This is a genomic window from Polaromonas sp. P1_F8 (assembly GCF_056405635.1).
On sequence record NZ_JBFUBS010000003.1, the window covers coordinates 346,289 to 365,099 of the forward strand.

General features: G+C 64.2%; 12 protein-coding genes and 1 pseudogene. 9 read left to right on the forward strand and 4 right to left on the reverse strand.

Features of this window, described 5'->3' with window-relative positions:
• Positions 1-30 precede the first annotated feature (30 nt).
• The 6 genes from AC1D1J_RS13480 (at position 31) to AC1D1J_RS13505 (ending at position 9,257) form a co-directional block, all read left to right on the forward strand.
• The gene (locus tag AC1D1J_RS13480) at positions 31-1,269 is read left to right on the forward strand and encodes an efflux RND transporter periplasmic adaptor subunit (protein ID WP_477694915.1); all 1,239 of its coding nucleotides are present in this window, start codon (positions 31-33) and stop codon (positions 1,267-1,269) included.
• A gap of 32 nt (positions 1,270-1,301) precedes the next feature.
• Entirely contained in the window at positions 1,302-4,535 is a 3,234-nt protein-coding gene (locus tag AC1D1J_RS13485; protein ID WP_477687847.1) for an efflux RND transporter permease subunit, read from the forward strand.
• Between the two features lie 30 nt (positions 4,536-4,565).
• Positions 4,566-5,972, forward strand: coding sequence for an efflux transporter outer membrane subunit (locus tag AC1D1J_RS13490; protein ID WP_477694916.1), 1,407 nt, complete (start codon positions 4,566-4,568; stop codon positions 5,970-5,972).
• A 451-nt stretch (positions 5,973-6,423) separates the two neighbouring features.
• Positions 6,424-7,671 (forward strand): methyltransferase, encoded by a 1,248-nt coding sequence (locus AC1D1J_RS13495; protein ID WP_477694917.1) that lies wholly within the window; start codon positions 6,424-6,426, stop codon positions 7,669-7,671.
• Positions 7,672-7,683: 12 nt separating this feature from the next.
• Positions 7,684-8,706 (forward strand): tRNA dihydrouridine synthase, encoded by a 1,023-nt coding sequence (locus AC1D1J_RS13500; protein WP_477694918.1) that lies wholly within the window; start codon positions 7,684-7,686, stop codon positions 8,704-8,706.
• Positions 8,707-8,828: 122 nt separating this feature from the next.
• Positions 8,829-9,257 (forward strand): RcnB family protein, encoded by a 429-nt coding sequence (locus AC1D1J_RS13505; protein ID WP_477687843.1) that lies wholly within the window; start codon positions 8,829-8,831, stop codon positions 9,255-9,257.
• Positions 9,258-9,343: 86 nt separating this feature from the next.
• Here the strand turns inward: AC1D1J_RS13505 and AC1D1J_RS13510 are convergent.
• Positions 9,344-10,045, reverse strand: a pseudogene (locus AC1D1J_RS13510) (GNAT family N-acetyltransferase); the annotation flags it as partial.
• A gap of 128 nt (positions 10,046-10,173) precedes the next feature.
• Here AC1D1J_RS13510 and pdxR point away from each other — a divergent pair.
• Positions 10,174-11,667, forward strand: coding sequence for a MocR-like pyridoxine biosynthesis transcription factor PdxR (gene pdxR / locus AC1D1J_RS13515; protein ID WP_477687842.1), 1,494 nt, complete (start codon positions 10,174-10,176; stop codon positions 11,665-11,667).
• A 20-nt stretch (positions 11,668-11,687) separates the two neighbouring features.
• Positions 11,688-12,548, forward strand: a complete 861-nt coding sequence (locus AC1D1J_RS13520) for a PA4780 family RIO1-like protein kinase (RefSeq protein ID WP_477694919.1) — start codon at positions 11,688-11,690, stop codon at positions 12,546-12,548.
• 20 nt (positions 12,549-12,568) lie between these two features.
• Here the strand turns inward: AC1D1J_RS13520 and AC1D1J_RS13525 are convergent, their stop codons facing one another.
• A complete protein-coding gene (locus AC1D1J_RS13525; protein ID WP_477687840.1) occupies positions 12,569-13,771 on the reverse strand; it encodes a multidrug effflux MFS transporter in 1,203 nt (400 codons plus the stop codon).
• 296 nt (positions 13,772-14,067) lie between these two features.
• On the opposite strand from AC1D1J_RS13525, the gene AC1D1J_RS13530 reads away from it, so the two are divergent.
• Positions 14,068-16,497: a cellulase family glycosylhydrolase gene (locus AC1D1J_RS13530; protein WP_477694920.1), complete on the forward strand. Its 2,430-nt coding sequence runs from the start codon at positions 14,068-14,070 to the stop codon at positions 16,495-16,497.
• Positions 16,498-16,521: 24 nt separating this feature from the next.
• Here AC1D1J_RS13530 and AC1D1J_RS13535 read toward each other — a convergent pair whose 3' ends face one another.
• Both AC1D1J_RS13535 and argE read right to left on the reverse strand, forming a co-directional pair.
• The gene (locus tag AC1D1J_RS13535) at positions 16,522-17,481 is read right to left on the reverse strand and encodes a tripartite tricarboxylate transporter substrate binding protein (RefSeq protein WP_477694921.1); all 960 of its coding nucleotides are present in this window, start codon (positions 17,479-17,481) and stop codon (positions 16,522-16,524) included.
• Positions 17,482-17,519: 38 nt separating this feature from the next.
• A complete protein-coding gene (gene argE, locus AC1D1J_RS13540) occupies positions 17,520-18,746 on the reverse strand; it encodes an acetylornithine deacetylase (protein ID WP_477694922.1) in 1,227 nt (408 codons plus the stop codon).
• Positions 18,747-18,811 lie beyond the last annotated feature (65 nt).

An 18,811-nucleotide genomic window follows, 5' to 3' on the forward strand; every position in this document is an offset into this window, starting at 1 on the left:
TTTTTTACTTTTCTTTTGAGGGGTTTCACCATGACATCGATTCATCTGCACAACAACAAGCGCCGTTTGCTGGCAACCGTCGTGGCCGTACTGGCATTGACGGGCGTGACGGCCGTCATCTTCGGCGTTTCGGGCACGCGTGCCCAGTCGGGTGCGCCTGCCGAGCCGCAGGCCACGCCGGTCTCGGTGGCCACCGTCGTGCAAAGCGACGTCTCCGCCTGGGATGAGTTTTCGGGCCGGCTGGAAGCGGTCGAGCGCGTGGACATCCGCTCGCGCGTGGCCGGCACCATCCAGGCCGTGCACTTCCGCGAAGGCGCGTTGGTCAAAAAGGGTGACCTGCTGTTGACGATTGACCCGGCGCCGTATGCCGCCGAAGCGGCGCGCGCCGAAGCCCAGGTGGCCGCGGCGCAGGCCCGTGTGGCCCAGGCCAAAGGCGAACACGAGCGCTCACAGCGCCTGTGGGGCGAGCAGGCCATTTCCAAACGCGAATTTGACGAGCGCACCAACGGCAAGGGTGAAGCCGACGCCAACCTGCGCGCCGCGCAGGCAGCCCTTCAAACGGCGCAGTTGAGCCTGGGGTATTCGCAGGTCCGCGCCCCGGTGGCCGGCCGCGTCGGCAAGCTCGAAGTGACGGTGGGCAACCTGGTCGCCGCAGGCCCCGGCGCACCCGTGCTGACCACACTGGTGTCCGTGAGCCCGATCTATGCAAGCTTTGACGCCGACGAGCAGGTCGTGGTCAAGGCCCTCAAGGACGTGCAGGGCGCCAACGCCGGTATCGCGGGCGGCCGCAACCTGGACCGCATCCCGGTGCAGATGGGCACCGCCGCAAGCGCCGACACGCCGTTTGAAGGCAAGCTGCAGCTGGTCGACAACCAGGTGGACGCCCGAAGCGGCACTGTGCGCGCACGCGCGGTGTTCGACAACAAGGACGGCCAGTTGATTCCCGGCCAGTTCGCGCGCATCCGCATGGGCCAGGCCACCAAAGGCAAGGCATTGCTGATCAACGAGCGCGCCGTCGGCACCGACCAGAACAAGAAGTTTGTGCTCGTGGTCGGCGCCGACAACAAGGCGATGTACCGCGAAGTCATGCTGGGCGCTTCCGTCGATGGCTTGCGTGTGGTCAAAAGCGGCCTGGCCGCCAACGAACGCATCGTCGTCAACGGCCTGCAGCGCATCCGCCCCGGTGCGCTGATCACACCGCAGCCGGTCGAGATGACCGCCAAGTCGGAACTCACCGAAAAAGCCGTGAAGGTCGCGGCCAAGTCTTGAGCCGCTCCTTCACCTGAACCAGAAGAATTGCCATGAATCTTTCCAAATTTTTTATTGACCGGCCGATCTTTGCCGGCGTGCTGTCGCTGCTGATGTTCATTGCCGGACTGATCGCGCTGCGCTCGCTGCCGATCGCCGAATACCCCGATGTGGTGCCGCCCACCGTGGTGGTGCGCGCCAACTACCCCGGCGCCAACCCCAAGGTCATCGCCGAGACCGTCGCCACGCCGCTGGAAGAAGCCATCAACGGCGTCGACGGCATGCTCTACATGAGCAGCCAGGCCACGACCGACGGCCTGATGACGCTGAACGTCACCTTCAAGCTCGGCACCGACCCCGACAAGGCCCAGCAGCTCGTGCAAAACCGTGTCTCGCAAGCCGAGCCGCGCCTGCCCGAAGAAGTGCGCCGCCTTGGCATTACCACCATCAAGAGCTCACCCGACCTCACGATGGTGGTGCACTTGCTGTCACCCAACGACCGCTACGACATGACCTACCTGCGCAATTACGCGGTGCTCAATGTCAAGGACCGCCTGGCGCGCATCAACGGCGTGGGCCAGGTGCAGCTGTTCGGCTCGGGCGACTATTCAATGCGAGTCTGGCTCGATCCGCAAAAAGTGGCTGAGCGTGGTTTGTCCGCCGGCGACGTGGTGCGCGCCATCCGCGAGCAGAACATCCAGGCCGCCGCCGGCGTCGTGGGCGCTTCGCCCGGTCTGCCCGGCGTGGATATGCAACTGTCCATCAATGCCCAGGGCCGCTTGCAAAGCGAAGAAGAGTTCGGTGACATCATCGTCAAGACCGACAAGGGCGGCGCCGTGACGCGCCTGCGCGATATTTCTCGTCTGGAGCTCGGTGCTTCCGACTACGCCCTGCGTTCGCTGCTGGACAACAAACAGGCTGTGGCCGTGCCGGTGTTTGCCGCCCCGGGCTCCAACGCCATCCAGATCTCCGACGATGTGCAGGCCGTGATGAAGGACCTGAAAAAGAGCATGCCCGAAGGCGTGGACTACGAAATCGTCTATGACACCACGCAGTTTGTGCGCTCCTCCATCGAGGCCGTGGTGCATACGCTGCTTGAAGCCGTGGCCCTGGTGGTGCTGGTTGTGATCATCTTCCTGCAGACATGGCGCGCTTCCATCATCCCGCTGCTGGCCGTGCCTATTTCCGTCATCGGCACGTTTGCGGTGATGCACCTGTTCGGTTTTTCGATCAACGCGCTCAGCCTGTTCGGGCTGGTGCTGGCCATCGGCATTGTGGTGGACGACGCCATCGTGGTGGTGGAGAACGTCGAGCGAAACATCGAGGCGGGACTGAGTCCGCGCGACGCCACTTACCGCGCCATGCGGGAGGTGTCGGGGCCGATCATCGCCATTGCGCTGGTGCTGATCGCCGTGTTTGTGCCGCTGGCTTTCATCACCGGCCTCTCGGGACAGTTCTACAAGCAGTTCGCGCTGACGATTGCGATCTCCACGGTGATCTCCGCTATCAACTCGCTGACCCTGTCGCCGGCGCTCGCCGCCTTGCTTCTCAAGAGCCATGACGCACCGAAAGACGCGCTGACCCGCGGCATGGACAAGGTGTTCGGCCGCTTCTTCGCAGGCTTTAACCGCCTGTTCAGCCGCGGTTCCGAAAACTACAGCCGCGGTGTCAAGGGTGCGATTTCGCGCAAGGCCATCATGCTGGGTGTCTACCTGGTGCTGGTGCTCGCCACGGCGGGCCTCTTCAAGGCAGTGCCCAGCGGTTTTGTGCCCGGGCAGGACAAGCAGTACCTGATCGGTTTTGCCCAGTTGCCCGACGGCGCTACGCTGGACCGCACCGAAGACGTGATCCGCAAGATCAGCGACATCGCCATGAAGCAACCCGGCGTGGAACACGCGATTGCCTTCCCGGGCCTGTCGATCAACGGCTTCACCAACAGCTCCAACTCGGGCATCGTGTTTCTTTCGCTCAAGCCGTTTGACCAGCGCACCACCGCCGACCTGAGTGCGGGCGCCATCGCCGGCCAGCTCAACGGCAAATTCGGCGGCATCCAGGAGGCCTTCATCGCCATGTTCCCGCCGCCGCCCGTGCAGGGCCTGGGCACCACCGGCGGCTTCAAGCTGCAGCTGGAAGACCGCGGCTCGCTCGGTTATGCCGCGCTGGACGCCGCCACCAAGGCCTTCATGGCCAAGGCGTACCAGACACCTGAGCTGGCGGGCATGTTCTCAAGCTTCCAGGTCAATGTGCCGCAGCTGTATGCCGACATCGACCGCACCAAGGCGCGCCAGCTCGGCGTGCCGGTGACCGACGTGTTCGACACCATGCAGATCTATTTGGGCAGCCTGTATGCCAATGACTTCAACAAGTTCGGCCGCACCTACAGCGTGCGGGTGCAGGCTGATGCGCCTTACCGCGCCCGTGCTGAAGACATCGGCCTCTTGAAGGTGCGTTCGGCCACCGGTGAAATGGTGCCGCTCTCGGCGCTGATGAAAGTCACGCCCAGCTTTGGCCCCGAACGCGCCATGCGCTACAACGGCTTCCTCTCGGCCGACATCAACGGCGGCGCCGCCCCCGGCTATTCGTCGGGCCAGGCGCAGGACGCGGTCGCTCGCATTGCGGCCGAGACGCTGCCGCCCGGCATCAGCTACGAGTGGACGGATCTCACGTACCAGGAAATCATCGCCGGCAATTCGGCCATGTGGGTGTTCCCGCTGGCGCTGCTGCTGGTCTTCCTGGTGCTCGCTGCGCAGTACGAAAGCCTGACGTTGCCGATCGCCATCGTGCTGATCGTGCCCATGGGCCTGCTGGCCGCCATGCTGGGCGTGAAGCTGACCGGCGGCGACAACAATATCTTCACGCAGATCGGCTTGATCGTGCTGGTGGGGTTGTCGGCGAAGAACGCGATTTTGATCGTGGAGTTTGCGCGCGAGCTGGAGTTTGCCGGGCGCACGCCGCTGCAGGCCGCGATTGAAGCCAGCCGCCTGCGTCTGCGTCCCATCCTGATGACTTCGCTGGCTTTCATCATGGGCGTGCTGCCCCTGGTGCTGTCCTCCGGTGCCGGTGCCGAAATGCGCCACGCCATGGGTGTGGCCGTGTTCTCGGGAATGATTGGTGTGACGGCTTTCGGTCTCTTCCTCACGCCGGTGTTCTATGTCACGCTGCGCCGCCTCACGGGCAACCGTCCGCTCAAGCTGCATGGCGAAGTGCCGCACGTCGAGGCCTTCGCGGGCAGTGGTGGTGCAGGTGCGCACGCGCAGCCGGCAGCGCCCCTCAAGCTTCACGAATAACAACAAGCATCAAAGGTACAGGAGTTCATCATGAACCACACAACGTCGAAACTGCGCACCGCGCTGCTGCCTTTGCTGGCCGCCCTGGTGCTGGCCGGCTGCGCCACCAGCGCGTCGGTTGATCCGGCGAGCATTCCGGCTGCGCCTTCCGCCTACAAGGAAAACGCTGCCGCCGTCGCGACGGCGCCTGCAGCAACCGCTCCGCAATCACAAGGCACCTGGTGGAAGGCGTTCGCCGATCCGGTGCTCGACCAACTGGTCGAGCAGGCCGGCGCCAACAACAACAGCGTGAAGGTGGCCGCGGGCCGGCTGGCCCAGGCGCGTGCCATCCTGCGCAACACCGACGCCGACCGCCTGCCGCAAGTGGGCTTGAGCGGGGGCGCGGTGCGCCAGAGCAACATCACCACCAACCGCGTCGCGCAGACCACGGTGACGGCCGCTGCCAACTTTTCGTATGAAGTCGATTTGATCGGCAAGCTGTCGCTCAACTCGGATGCCGCATCGCTGGACGCGAAATCGCGCGAGGCCTTGCTGCGCAGCACCCAGTTGCTGGTGCAGGCCGATGTGGCACAAACCTACCTCAACCTGCGCGCGCTCGACACCGAACGCACGCTGGTGCGCGACACGCTGCAGGCTTACCGCAACACGCTGCGCCTGACGGAAGTGCGCTTCAAGGAGGGCGATGTGGCCGAGCTCGACGTGGCCCGTGTGCGCACCGAGGTCGCCTCGACCGAGTCCGATGCACTGGCACTCGACCAGCGCCGCGCCGTGCTGGAGCATGCCCTGGCTGTGCTGGTCGGTGAGGTGGCGTCGAACTTTGCCGTCGCGCCTGCTGAATGGTCGACTGCCTTGCCGGTCATCCCGGCCGGTGTGCCCAGTACCGTGCTGGAGCGCAGGCCCGATGTGTCCGCCGCGCAAAACACCATGCAGGCCGCGCAGGCCCGCGTCGGTGTCGCCCAGGCTGCGTGGTTCCCGACCTTTTCGCTGACAGGTAACGCCGGTTATGCCGCGCCCGAGATCAAGGACCTGTTCAAGGTCTCGACCCAGGCCTGGGGTGTGGGCGCGTTGCTCTCGCTGCCGATCTTTGACGGCGGACGCCGCAAGGCCGGTGTGCAGAACGCGAATGCCGAACTTGACATCGCCCTGGCCAACTACCGTGAACAGATCCTCGTCGCCTTCAAGGACGTGGAAGACCAGCTCTCGGCCCTGCGCCTTTTGGCCGAGCAATCCGAGGCGCAGTCGCGCTCGGTCGCTTCGGCCACACGCGCCACGGTGCTGTCGGACTCACGCTACCGCAATGGCTTTGTCAGCCAGCTCGAACTGCTGGACGCGCAGCGCAGCGAACTGCGCAACCGCCGCCAGGCCCTGCAGGTCAAGACCGCGCAGTATCTGGCGACGGTGGGGCTGATCCGGGCGCTGGGTGGCGGTTGGGCTTGATTGCACACCCCTGTTGACGAGAAATAGGCACACCCCTATCGGCGCTCACTTCGTGTAGCGCCTTTTCCCCTTGCAGGGGACAGGCGCCTTGGGGCCGGCAAAGCCGGACCCCGGCCCCTGCTTGTGGAATACACCTCTTTTTTGGACAATGCGACTGCTATCTAATTCATAGCTGCTGGCGCCCGTCCCTATTTGGCTTGAGGCCTAAATCGTTCTTGAAAATGGTCTGAAAAGTGCTCTGAAAGCCTTTTTTGGAGCCTGTTGAGCGCCCAAAACAGCCTGGAGACCCTCAAAAAAGCCGTTTTTTCAGGATTGAAAGTGTCTGAGAGGCAATCAGGACGGGCGCAAGCAGCTATTAAATTGATAGTGATTAGGCAGCGCTTGCAGCCGCTGGGGCTGGCCATCTGTTAAAACACTTGGCTCTCTTCTTCCTTCTTTGTGTCTGCCCCTGATGTCCGCTTCACCTGCCGTTCCTGTTATCTCCTTTCCTGAGCCCGCCACCATCCACTGGACGGAGGGCGGCGAAGCGCGTTCTGCGCGCTGGCGTTCCGAGCGCGGTGCGCCGCCGCCCAAGCGCGTGGTGATCGCTGACGACACCCTCGCGGCTGACGCGGCTTACCGCCTGGCGTGTGAAGGCACGGGTCTGCTCTGGCGTGGCGACTTCCAGAATGCCAGGCTGCTGCTGCAGGCGCTGGCCCGCCGCGTCGACAAGCCGGCCAAGCCCAAGCGCGAGAAACGCGTCAAGGACCAGACGGCCGGGGAAGCCAGCACGCAGGCTTCAGCACACGCACCGGTATTCCCGGAAGCCTTTCACCTGCACCGTCAGTCACAGGCGCAGCGTGCCCGCGTGCTGGGCATGGTGCTGATCCCGTTTGACGCGGACTACAGCATCCCCTTGCGCCGTGCGCCCGATGCCAAAAAAGCCTGCGCCGAAGCCTGGGGCCCTGCCCGGGATGGAGCGGTTCCCTCCGTCGCATCACTGCGCGAGCTGATGGGTTTCATCAGCTCGCACGAATGGCGCCGCAAGGGCGTGCCGATTCCCGCGCTGGGTGAAGACGGCCCGCACAACCGCATCCATCCGCACTACGGCGTTTTCTCGCCGGTGCGCGGCGAATACATCGATCTGGTGGCGCAGGCGCCCGTGCCTGAAGGCACTGCCGACCTGACCGGTTTTGACATCGGCACCGGCACCGGCGTGCTGGCCGCAGTGCTGGCGCTGCGCAGCGGCATCCAGCGCGTGGTGGCCACCGACCAGGACCCGCGCGCGCTGGCTTGTGCGCGCGACAACCTCAAGCGCCTGGGCTTTCCGCAAGTCGAGGTGCGTGAGGCCAACCTGTTCCCCGAAGGCAAGGCGCACATCATCGTCTGCAACCCGCCGTGGTTGCCGGCGCGGCCCGGCTCGCCTATCGAGCACGCGGTGTATGACGAAGACAGCCGCATGCTGCTGGGTTTCCTTAATGGCCTTGCCGCGCACCTGGAGCCCAAAGGCGAGGGCTGGCTGATCTTGTCGGACATTGCCGAGCACCTGGGCCTGCGCACGCGCGCCTGGCTGCTGGCGGCGATCGATGCAGCGGGCCTCAAGGTGGTGGACCGGCTGGATGCGCAGCCGCATCATCCCAAGGCCTCGGACGCGAGCGATGCGCTGCATGCGGCGCGCGCGGCGGAAGTCACGTCCTTGTGGCGATTGGCCGCCAAATAGCTTCTGCATGCGATGAAGGCTGAAGCACGCGCTACCGTCCTGCTGGCCCCGATGGAAGGGCTGCTGGACTTCGTGCTGCGCGACATCCTCACGCGGGTTGGCGGCATTGACCGCTGCGTCTCTGAATTCATCCGCATCACCGACCAGTTGCTGCCCGAGCGGGTGTTCTATCGCATCGTGCCTGAATTGCACAACGGCGGCCGTACGCTGGCCGGTGTGCCGGTGCGTGCGCAGTTGCTCGGCTCCGACCCGGGATGCATGGCCGAGAATGCTGCCCGCCTTGCAAGCCTAGGTCCGGCAGGCATCGACCTGAACTTTGGTTGCCCGGCCGCGGTGGTCAATCGCCACGGCGGCGGTGCATCGCTGCTGCGCGAGCCCGAAACCCTGACGGCCGTTGTCGGCGCGGTTCGCCGGGCGGTGCCGGCCGGCATGCCCGTGTCGGCCAAGATGCGGTTGGGCTACGAAGACGACGCGCGTGCCGTGGAATGCGCACTCGCCATCGAAGCCGGCGGCGCCGGCGAACTGGTGGTGCACGCCCGCACCAAAGCCCAGGCCTACAAGCCGCCCGCTTACTGGGAGCGCATCGCCGACATCCGTGCCGCGGTCAGGATTCCGGTGGTGGCCAATGGCGAGATATGGACAGTGGAAGATGCGCGGCGCTGCCGTGAAGCTTCGGGTTGCGATGTGCTGATGATCGGCCGCGGCGCGGTGCGCGACCCGGGCCTGGGGCTGGCGATCAAGGCCGACATGGCCGGTGAGCACAACCATGCGACCGTGAGCTGGCCCACGCTGCTGCCGCTGATTGTCGAGTTCTGGTACATCGTCTGCTCACGGCTTGAGACACGTGCGAGAGCTGGGCGCCTCAAGCAGTGGCTCAATTTTTTGCGTCGGCGGTTTCCTGAAGCGGAGGTTGCCTACCAGGCGATCAAGACAGTGAATGATCCGGTGCTGGTTGATGAGTGGCTGGCCCAGCTGCTGCAAGACTCCGGGAGCGAGCAATTCTCCGCGCGCTTGCCTTTGCCCGTACTGGCTTGAAAGGCCAAGACCTGAGTTCTGCACAGATTGCAACCAGGCTTTACACAAACACCCCCGCGGCTTTGCTGCGCCGACACTTCACCGGAACACCATGAAGGCTCTTCCATCCAAAGGAGTCGATCATGAAATCAAAAGCCATTGTGTGTGCCATTGCCGCAGCGTCGCTGGGCTTTGCCTCGCTCTCGTTTGCGCAAGGCTACGACGGGCGCGGCCAGCGCGGTGAGTCGCCTCGTGTTGAGCAGCGCGGGTCTGTCGGCCCCGGTTATCACCCTGTGGATCGCCGCGCAGATGACCATCGGTTCGACCATCGTGACGACCGCCGTTACGTCCGCAACGACCGCAACGACCGCCACTTCGACGGGCATGGCCGTCAGTTCTACCGCGGCGGCCACATCCCGCGCGAGTACCGCGGCCGGCAGTATGTGGTGCGCGACTGGCGCGGCCACCACCTTCATGCGCCGCCGCGCGGCCAGCAGTGGGTACAGGTGGGTGCTGACTATGCGCTCATCGCCATTGCCACCGGTGTCATCGCGCAACTGGTGCTGAACTGAACTTTCGATGCGGCGCCGGGAAATCCATACCCGGCGCGCTCCCACTATGCCGCCATCGCCGCAGGAGTTTTGTAAATCAAGCGATCGCGGATATCAACCAGCGTCCGGACTTGTGCACCCCCCGCATCAAAGTTACCCGGCGAAAGCCAGCTGTCGAAGGCCTTCTTCAAGAGCGGCCATTCAACGTCGATGATGGAAAACCAGGCGGTGTCGCGCGTCCTGTTCTTGTAGACGAGGAGCTGCCGGAAAACGCCTTCGAAGCTGAAGCCGAGCCTGGCGGCCGCGCTGCGTGACGGCGCGTTGAGGCTGTCGCATTTCCACTCGTAGCGGCGGTAGCCGAGCGTTTCGAAGACCAGCTTCATCAACAGATACTGGGCTTCGGTGGAGGCACGGCTGCGCTGCAGCAGCGGCGAGAAGACGACGTGCCCTACCTCAATGACGCCGTTGGCGGTGTCCATGCGCATCAGCGACAGCGTCCCGACCGCGCGCTGGGTGCCGGCGTCCACGACCGTGTAATGCAAAGGGTCGGCGCTGGCTGCGTTGCGTTCGAGATAGGCATCGAAATCGCTGCGCGCGGTAAATGGCTCGGGGGCCAGGTAGGTCCAGGCCCGGCCATCGGGAGCGGCGGCGTAGGCGGCGAACAGGTCGTCGCCATGGCGCCTGGCGTCCAGCGGCTCGAGACGGCAATACCGGCCCTCGAGTGTGATGCGCGGCGGCCTTTGCCTTGCTGTCCAGCCCTGCATGGGTTCGCCAATGGGTTGCCCGTAGGCGTTTGTGCGTGTGGTCATCGATGCTCCTGTGAGTTTGAGGCACTAGGTTAAGATCTTTGTGGCTCTTCATAAAGTGCCACAATATGGTTATTTCGTGGTGCCACGATCTGCGACCGAACTCTTCGCCATTCAACGACCCTTGCGCGATGCCCTCCACCCAGCCCGCTAATAAGTCCGCTTCAACGCATTCCGCCCAACAGGATTTCCTGGAAGCCCCGCTCGACAGGTCCGACGCCGAGCCTTTGCAGCGCCAGCTTTACCGCAGGCTCAAGGAGGCCATCCTCAAGGGCCAGCTGGCTGCGGGCAGCCGCCTGCCCGGCTCGCGCGCATTGGCGCAAACCCTGTTGGTCTCGCGCAATACCGTGGCGATTGCCTACGAACACCTTGTTTCGGAGGGCTATGTCCGAGCCGACCGGCAGGGAAGCACCGTGGCGGCTGTGTTGCGCCCGGCCACGCAGCAGGCGCAGCCCGAGGCCACCGCGCCATCCCGTGTGGCACTGCGCCTGTCCCGCATCCGCTCGGGCCCCGCACGGCTCGACACCAGCACCGCCCTGCGGCCCGGCGTGCCGGCCCTTTCCCACTTTCCGCTGGCTGTCTGGCGCAGCACGCTGGACCGCGCAGTGCGCGAGGCCTTGCCGGCGGCGCTGCATTACGGCGACCCTTTCGGTCAGGCTGAACTGCGCACTGCCATTGCGCGCCACCTGGCAATCACGCGCGGTGTGCATTGCGAGCCGGCGCAGGTCATCGTGACGGAAGGGGCGCAGGAGGCGCTCATGCTGTGTGTGCGCTTGCTGACCAACCCGGGCGACACGGCCTGGGTGGAAGACCCGGGCTACCGGGGCGCCAAGGCAGCGATGCATGCGGGTGACCTGCGCATCGTGCCCAAACGCATGGACGACGAGGGCCTGCACGTCGGCGCGGCGGATTGGCGCTCACGCACACCACGGCTTATTTACACCACGCCTTCGCACCAGTACCCGATTGGCGTGGTGATGTCGGTGGCACGCCGCCTGGCCTTGATGTCTGCCGCGCGCAGGCACGGCGCCTGGATCATTGAAGACGACTACGACAGCGAATTCCGGCATACCGGCGAACCCATAGGCGCCATGCAGGGCCTGGTGGCCGATGCGCCTGTGCTCTACGTCGGCACGTTTTCCAAAACCATGTTTCCCTCGTTGCGCCTGGGTTTCGTGGTCATGCCAAAGCCACTGCTGGCTTCAGCGCAGGACGCCTTGCGCGAGATGCTTCGCGGCGGCCATAGCCATGAGCAGCTTGCCATGGCCGGCTTTATCGAATCCGGGCAGTTTGTGCGGCACCTGGGGCGAATGCGACGGCTGTACCGTGAGCGCCAGCATGCCTTGCGGGAAGCATTGACGCGGCACCTGCGCGTTCCGCACGTCATTGAAGGCGGGCAGGGCGGCCTTCACCTGGCTGTCAGGTTGCCGCCGGACTTCGCGGATGCTCGCATTGCGGATGCTGCCCGGCGGTACGGGATGGCGCCCATGCCGCTTTCTTCGTTCGCCATGGCGCCGGCGCCTGAAGACAACGGCCTCGTGCTGGGTTACGGCAACACCGCGACGGAGCTGCTGGACCCTCTCGTCAAACGCCTGTCGCAGCTGGTGCTGACGGCAGGAGGCTGAGCCCGGCGCACAATGGCACCATGAAAACACCCAAGAGGCTGCAGTCGCTGCTCGAAGAAGGCCTGATCGATACCGTGGTACGGCAACTGATGAGCGGCAAGGAGGCCATGGTGTACGTGGTGCGCTGCGGCGACGAAACACGCTGCGCCAAGGTCTACAAAGACGCTACCGAGCGCAGCTTTCGCCAGGCGGTGGACTACACCGAGAACCGCAAGGTCAAGAACACCCGGCAGGCGCGCGCCATGGCCAAGGGCACGCGTTTCGGCCGGCAGGCCACCGAAGCGGCCTGGCAAAGCGCCGAGGTCGATGCGCTGTACCGGCTGGCCGCAGCCGGCGTGCGCGTGCCCAAGCCACATAACTTTTGTGATGGCGTGCTGCTGATGGAGCTGGTGACCGACGAGCACGGTGATGCTGCACCGCGCCTGAACGACGTGGAGTTCACGCCCGAAGATGCGCGCGTGCACCACGCCACTCTGTTGACGGAAGTGGTGCGGATGCTGTGCGCGGGTGTCGTGCACGGCGACTTGTCGGAGTTCAATATCCTGCTGGGCGTGACGGATGGCCAGCCCAGCCCGGTCATCATCGACCTGCCGCAGGCGGTGGACGCCGCCGGCAACAACCACGCGGGCCGCATGCTGCTGCGCGACGTGGCGAACCTGCGCGGTTTTTTCGGCCGCTTCGCGCCGGAGCTGCTGCAAACCGACTACGGCAGCGAGATCTGGGACCTGTACCAGCGCGGCGTGCTGCAGCCGGAGACGGTGCTGACGGGCCGCTTTGCCCACAAGACCGGGCCGGTCAACCTTGGCGCCGTGATAGGCGAGATTGACGATGCCCGGGCTGAAGATGCAGCACGGCGGTTGCGCATGCAGCAAGCCCGTTAGGCGCGTCTTTTTGCGAGGCGCTAGTGCGCCGGTGCAGCGGCAGCGCGCTTGCCACCCAGCGTCACGCGCGCCGTGGCATACGCCAGCAAGGCGCATCCGGCGATGCCGGCCACCATGGGGCGGGCGCTACCGTCCACAAAAAGGCCCACCACCGCCATCACCACCGCGCCGGTGACAAACTGCAAGGTGCCCATGAGGGCCGAGGCCGTGCCGGCAATGGCGCCGTGTTCTTCCAGTGCCAGTACGGCGGTGGTTGGCACCACCAGGCCTAAAAAGCCATAACCGACCAGCATCAGCGCAATCATCACGTCCAGCCGTTCGATGCCTGCGAAGTTGAGTACCAGCAGCAAAGCCATCACGGCGGCATAACCCGTCACGGCCACTTTCACGATGGGCACAAGCCCGAAACGCGCAGCCAGCTTGCCGGTGAACTGCGAAACTCCGATGAAGGAGGCTGCGTTAACGGCAAAGGCGATGCTGTACTGGCGCGGTGTCAGGCCATAGTGGTTGATCAGCACAAAGGACGAGTTGGCAAGGTAGGCAAAAAAGCTCGAGATGCCGAAGGCGCCGATGAACACGAGGCCCATGAAATGGCGGTCGCGCAGCAGCACGCCGTAGGCGGTCAATGCGCTGCCAAAGCTGCTGTCCACGCGTTGTTCGGCAGGCCGCGTTTCCGGCAGAGTGAAGGCCACCAGCACCAACCCTGCAGCGGCGGCCACGGTGACGGCCCAGAACACACTGCGCCAGCCGAAGGCCTCAATGAGGAAGCTGCCGGCCAGCGGCGCCAGGATGGGCGAGACGCTGAAGACCAGCATCAACAGGGACATGAGGCGCGCGGCGTCATGGCCGGTATGCAGGTCCCGCACCACCGCGCGCGGCACCACCATGCCGGCGCAGGCGCCCAGGCCCTGGATGAAGCGCAGCACCACCAGCGTCTGGATGTCAGGCGCCAGCGCGCAGCCGATGCTGCCGGCGGCAAACAGCAGCAGGCCGAAATACAGCGGCGGTTTGCGGCCCACCATGTCGGAGACCGGGCCGTAGATGATTTGCCCAATGCCGAGGGAGATGAAAAACGCCATCAGGCTGGCTTGCACCGCGCCCATGGAGGCACCCAGGCTGTGCCCGATGGAGGGCAGCGCGGGAAGGTACATGTCGATGGCGAAAGGGCCGATGGCGGACAGCAAACCCAGCACCAGGGCTGCCCGGAAGAAACTTTTTGTCATGAATGAAATGAAGTCAAGCCGCTTTGTGTATCGGTAACAAGGAAGAGGGCCTTGCACCAAACGGCACTGTTAAAACCGCCATTGAAAACGCACCAGGGCGGGGCGCAATGGCGGCAAAGAAATTACCTGTGACTTATTGTCGCTGACCTCGCTGTCTCTTGCTTGCACTGCGGCAGTAACCTGTCAGGCCTGACAGGGGCCGAAATGTAAGCGGGACACTGTGTTGATTCAAACTGTAATGAAGCCGCAATACGGGGTTTAACCTGAGGTCTTTGGACGAACAGGAGCGCACCCCGATGCATAGACGTGAATTTTCACAGGCCGCCGTGGCGGCGGGCGCGGTGGCCGCCTTTGGGCCTTTCATGACGGCCCGGCTTGCCCAGGCCGCAGCGCCTCTTGCCGCGGCTGGCTCGCCAGCGATGGGGACCAATCTTTCCGGCATGGAATGGGCAAAAACCGGCTTGCGGCGCAACACGAGTTCTGCAACCAACATCCATTTCACAGTGCCGCGCAAGGCCGACGTGGATTATCTTGCCGCCTGTGGCTTCACCAAAAACAGGCTGCCCATTCAATGGGAACTGCTGCAGCCCATGCTGCATGACACGGTGGCCAACGCTGCGGCCAAAGCGGCGATCGGCAATCCGGGTGTTTTCCACGCTGCGTATGAAGCCTATATCACCGGTGTGCTGGACGCCCATGCGGCGGCGGGCATGAAGTGCATCATCGACAACCATAACTACGGGCGCTACCAGGATTTCAAATTCCAGGCCGACGGATCCGTACTTGGACTGACGGTGCCGTCCGACCCGCTGCTGCGGCCCTACACCACCGATGCAAGCCAGGTGCAGGTAAGGATTTTTTCGTTGACCGCAGGCGCCACGCTCAAGCAGTCCCAGTTTGCGGATTTCTGGGCGCGTGCCGCCACGAAGTGGAAGAGCCACCCTGGCTTTGGCGGCTATGGCCTCATGAACGAACCGCACGACCTGCCCAAGCCGGGTGGCCTTATCGCCTCGGATGAAGAAACCGTGAAGGGCGGTGAAGACCTGGCGATCATGGCGGCGTATTCACAAGCCGCCATCAATGCGATCCGGGCCATCGACCCCGTCAACCCCATTTATGTGGGCGGCAACCAGTACAGCGCGGCCATATCGCTGGGCACCAAGAACCCCGGCTTCCCGGTCACAGGCGCCAATCTTGTGTATGAAGTCCACGTCTACCTTGATGCCTTCGGCAACGGTGCCTCTTTCGATTACGACACGGAAGTCGCCAAGAACTACAGCGCGGGTTTTGGTGTTGGCCCCATCAAGGCTTCCACGGGCATGGACCGCCTGAAGATTGCGGCCGACTGGGTACAGGCTCGGGGTGCGAAGCTGGCGCTCACCGAGATCGGCATGCCGATTGACGACCTGCGGTGGCAAACCATGTTTGCCCAGGCCGTCAACTATGCGCGCCAGGTCAACTGCGAGGTCTATAGCTGGATGGGCGGCAACCATTGGCCCATCCACAACTACGCCATCAACCATGTGCCGGGCTGGCACCAGAACCGCACGCTCGAGCCGCTGGTCTCGGGGCCGATGAAGGCTGCGGTGGGTATTGTGCAGGCCACCGTGTACGACGACGGTCCTGGCTATTCACCCGCCGGTGCAGCGCTGACGTTTACGGTGTATGCCCGCGGCAATCTGGCGCAACCCGTGACGCTGACGGTGGCTTCCAACAATGGCGGTGCGTTGAGCAAGTCCAGCCTTGTCATTCCTGCGGGGGCCAACGGCCAGGACACCTTTACCTTCACGCCGGCAGCCAATCGGGTGGCTACGCTGACCTATACCAGCGGCGGCCAGCTGTCGGGCCAGGTGCCGCCGCCGCGCAAGGTGTTCTCGCTGACCGATCCGGTGGCCTACGCTGCCACCAGCCTGGCCGATGCCGCGCTGGCCATCATCGCGAAATACAACGCCTGCAAATGGGACATGGCAAATGGCTACACCGACTACCTGCTGGGTGCGCCCGCCGCAGCCGGGCAGGCGGTGCGCGCGGTGTCGGATTCGGGTTACGGTTCCAGCCCCGGCAATGCCATGGAGATGATCAACTGGATCAACAGGGACGGCCCCAACATGGGCACGATGGCGCCGCCGGTGATGCGCGTCAACGCCGGCGGCAAAAAGTATTCGGACCACAGTGTTTACGACACGGCGGGCTTCTGGTGCAAAAAATCAGTGCCGATGGCCGGCATCCAACCCAATCCGAAAAACCGCGTGCCCTACAACATTGAAGATCCCCATTTCGCCATTGCCGCGGTCAGTGTTCCGGGGCCCACCAATACCGGCGTGGTTTTCCAGGCCTCAAAGACCGAGACGCTCTACACCTCGGACCTGGGTTTTACCAACAGCCAGCCGTATGCCAAATGGGTGGACTCAGCGGGGCAGACCGTGCAGCTGACCAGCGCCACGAAACTCACTGCGGGTGTGCCTGCCGTGATGGCGCTCACCTCTGCACCCGGTGCGCAGAGGCTGCGTATCAATTCGGTGCAGGCGGGCACCGCCAGTGCCACGCTGGCGCCGGGTGTGTGCAGCCAGATGCTGATCGGCTGGGGTTATCTCAGCTACTACCCGCGCGGCAGTTTCAGGGGACACATTTACGCCGTCATCGCGGGCAAGGGCGCCCCCACCGTGGCCGAGCTGGCCGTGCTGGAAAAATACCTGGCCTCCGTGGCCGGCGTCACGCTGGCATAGGCCGGCGGTGAAGTATTGCCGGCGCTATTCGACCTTGGCGCCCGATGCCTTCACGACCTCGGCCATGCGCTTGTAGTCCACTGCCAGCAGTTTGGCAAAGTCGGCGTTGCTCAACGCCAGGGGTTCGATACCCTGCTTGTCCAGGCGCTCAAGGATGACGGGGTCCTTGAGCAGTTTGGCGATGGCCGCGTTGACACGGTTGACGTCGGCTGCAGGTGTACCGGCAGGGCCCAGCAGGCCAAACCATGAATCAAACTGGTAGCCCGGCAAGCCGCTTTCGGCAATGGTGGGGACTTCGGGCAGGTATCTGGAACGCTTGGGTGAGGTCACGCCGATCAACCGGATGCGGCTGTCTTTGGCGAAGGCCAGCGCCCCAATGCTGGCGGCAATCACAGCCTGTGCGCGGCCAGAGATCACTTCATTGATGGCTTCGCCCGTGGCTTTGAGCGGCACATGCACCACGTCGATGCCGGCCAGGCCGTTGAAATACGCCATGGAAAGATGTGTGGCGCTGCCAACGCCGGCTGTCGCGTAATTCATCTTGCCCGGGTTGGCCTTGGCGTAGCGGATGTATTCGGCCGCGGTTTTGGCGGGCACCTCGGGGTGGATCATCAGCACGTAGTCGGCGGTGCCGATATGCGCCATGGGCGTGAAGTCTTTTTGCGGGTCGTAGGCGAGTTTGGTGTAGAGCGTGCCGGCGATGTTGTGGCTGGCGGCCGCCAACACCATCGCACCGCTGTCGGGCGGGGACTTGGCGACATAACCCGTGCCCACGGTGCCGCCCGCGCCGGGCCGGTTTTCCACAATCACGGTTTGGCCCAATGCCAGGCCGAGCTCGGTCGACAGGGACCGGGCCAGGATGTCCTGCACGCCGCCCGGTGCAAAAGGCACCACGATGCGCGCGATTTTGGGGTTGGCCTGCGCCAGTGCGCTGCCTGCGGTGAGTGCCAGGCCGGTGCCCAGGAAATCTCTGCGTTGCATCATGTGTTCTTTCGGGTGAGGTAGGGGGGGCAGGGTTCAGTTCACGACGGATTGACGCAGAGCTCGTCGGCCAGGCGGCGCATGAAGCGCTCGCACCAGGCCAGTTGCTCCAGCGTGACCCATTCGTTCGGCTGGTGTGCCTGCGCGATATGGCCCGGGCCGCACACGATGGTCGGCACACCGGCCTGGTGGAACAATGCAGCTTCCGTGCCAAAAGAGACCTTGCCTGCACCGGAGCTTGCGCCCACGTCTGCGCACTTGAAGCACAGCTGCGCGATCTCGCTGTCGGCATCGGTGGCGAAACCGGGCAGCACCGAGTTGAGCTTGTGCGTGATGCCGGTGTCGGCCGCCACCTCCTGCATGGCCGGCACCAGGCTGTCGGCAAAAGCCTTGGCTTCATTGAACAGCGCATCGGGCGAATTCATGTGGTGGTGGCGAATCTCCCAGGTCACGTCGCAGTCGCGCGGAATGATGTTGAGCGCGGTGCCGCCGGCAATCACCCCGGTGTGGATGGTGGTGTAGGGCACGTCGTAAACCGGATCGAAGGGGCCTTCCTTCACCAGCCTGCGGTGTATGGTCTTGAGGTGGGCCACAAATTCGCAGGCGATTTCTACCGCGTTCACGCCTAGCGGCGTGAGCGATGAATGCGCCTCAAAGCCGCGCACTGAGGTTTTGTAGGCATGCTTGCCCTTGTGCGCAATCACCACCTGCATGCCGGTGGGCTCACCCACGATGCAGCCGGCGGGCTTGTAGCCTTGGTCCACCATGTCGGCAATCAGGCGGCGCACGCCGATGCAGCCGACTTCCTCGTCGTAGCTGAAGGCCAGGTGAACCGGGCGCTTGAGTTTGCGCTTGAGCAGTTCGGGCACCATCATGAGCGCGGTGGCGCCATAGCTTTTCATGTCGGTCACGCCGCGGCCATAGAGCTTGCCGCCAATGATTTGCGCTGCGAACGGGTCAGTGTCCCAGGGCTGGCCGTCCACCGGCACCACGTCGGTATGGCCCGACAGCACGATGCCGCCCACCTTGGTTTCGCCGTTCTCGGCGGGCAGGGTAGCCCACAGGTTGGCCTTCTTGCCGCTGTCGTCGTAAGTGCGCCGGCATTCAATGCCCAGCGCTTCAAGCCGTGCCTGCGTCCAGTCAAGAAGGGGCAGGTTGCTGTCGCGCGAGACGGAGGCAAAGGACACCCATTTTTCAATGAGGGGCAGGGCGGCCAGGTCGGCGGCCTGCACGGACTGGCGGGCGGCGGCGGGGAGAGGGGCGTTCATGGTGGGGCCTTTTGGGGAGGGCGGAAATTGGTATGACAGCATACTATTTTGCGAAGGGCTTCGCC

Excerpts from the sequence above, each read along its gene's own strand:
- AC1D1J_RS13480 (WP_477694915.1), top strand. The coding sequence starts at position 31 with ATGACATCGATTCATCTGCACAACAACAAGCGCCGTTTGCTGGCAACC.
- AC1D1J_RS13485 (WP_477687847.1), top strand. The coding sequence starts at position 1,302 with ATGAATCTTTCCAAATTTTTTATTGACCGGCCGATCTTTGCCGGCGTG.
- AC1D1J_RS13490 (WP_477694916.1), top strand. The coding sequence starts at position 4,566 with ATGAACCACACAACGTCGAAACTGCGCACCGCGCTGCTGCCTTTGCTG.
- AC1D1J_RS13495 (WP_477694917.1), top strand. The coding sequence starts at position 6,424 with ATGTCCGCTTCACCTGCCGTTCCTGTTATCTCCTTTCCTGAGCCCGCC.
- AC1D1J_RS13500 (WP_477694918.1), top strand. The coding sequence starts at position 7,684 with ATGAAGGCTGAAGCACGCGCTACCGTCCTGCTGGCCCCGATGGAAGGG.
- AC1D1J_RS13505 (WP_477687843.1), top strand. The coding sequence starts at position 8,829 with ATGAAATCAAAAGCCATTGTGTGTGCCATTGCCGCAGCGTCGCTGGGC.
- pdxR (WP_477687842.1), top strand. The coding sequence starts at position 10,174 with ATGCCCTCCACCCAGCCCGCTAATAAGTCCGCTTCAACGCATTCCGCC.
- AC1D1J_RS13520 (WP_477694919.1), top strand. The coding sequence starts at position 11,688 with ATGAAAACACCCAAGAGGCTGCAGTCGCTGCTCGAAGAAGGCCTGATC.
- AC1D1J_RS13525 (WP_477687840.1), bottom strand. The coding sequence starts at position 13,771 with ATGACAAAAAGTTTCTTCCGGGCAGCCCTGGTGCTGGGTTTGCTGTCC.
- AC1D1J_RS13530 (WP_477694920.1), top strand. The coding sequence starts at position 14,068 with ATGCATAGACGTGAATTTTCACAGGCCGCCGTGGCGGCGGGCGCGGTG.
- AC1D1J_RS13535 (WP_477694921.1), bottom strand. The coding sequence starts at position 17,481 with ATGATGCAACGCAGAGATTTCCTGGGCACCGGCCTGGCACTCACCGCA.
- argE (WP_477694922.1), bottom strand. The coding sequence starts at position 18,746 with ATGAACGCCCCTCTCCCCGCCGCCGCCCGCCAGTCCGTGCAGGCCGCC.